At 65.0% G+C, this 597-nt stretch carries 1 protein-coding gene; it reads right to left on the reverse strand.

Going from position 1 to position 597, the window contains the following annotated elements; translation table 11 throughout:
- Positions 1-178: helix-turn-helix domain-containing protein (locus V5F48_RS24975; protein WP_394260646.1), on the reverse strand; the 178-nt coding region annotated here is incomplete at its 3' end.
- Positions 179-597: the final 419 nt, after the last annotated feature.

Below are 597 nucleotides of genomic sequence, written 5' to 3' on the forward strand. Positions count from 1 at the left end.
TCGGGTTCTTCGGCCCGGTCGGCACATCAGCCACCGACGTCCGCTTCTTCCACTTCGCGACCGTCTTCTGGTTGATGCCATAGCGCTTCGCCAGCGCCCTCAGGCTCGCTTGACTATGCTGTATCGCTCGACGGATTGCCTCAGTCGTCGTGGCGCTCCCGTGAAGAACCTGCCCCATAGCGCGTCCCTCCATTCATGCGTCGAGATTGCACCATCAAAGCCCGGGATCAAACATCTAGCGCTCGCACTTTTTGACCTATGGGTTGTGCGCATTATCCTTTGTCAGGCTGCTCGGGCAGATTGAGGATCTTGCTTCTGTCCGGTCGTCCGGGTCCGTGGCAGGGCTGTTCAACGCTCTTGACGCTGTGAGGGCGGCGCGAGAGCGCCGGGGGGACTGAGTCGTCGGCGCGTACCGTGGAAAGGGCGCCGGCATATCGCCCGACGGGCGTGCGGACGGCATCGCAGATGAAGGCTTCACTCATGGCATCAGGCCGCGCGCGGCCCCTCCTCGACGGCCCGCAGGCCGGGCTTCATGGGATGGACGCATGGACGCCCGGTTCGGCATGGAGCGCGCGGCTGGCGGCGACGCGTCGGCGC

It is taken from the genome of Xanthobacter autotrophicus ATCC 700552 (assembly GCF_043194565.1).
Classification (GTDB): Bacteria; Pseudomonadota; Alphaproteobacteria; order Rhizobiales; family Xanthobacteraceae; genus Xanthobacter; species Xanthobacter autotrophicus_F.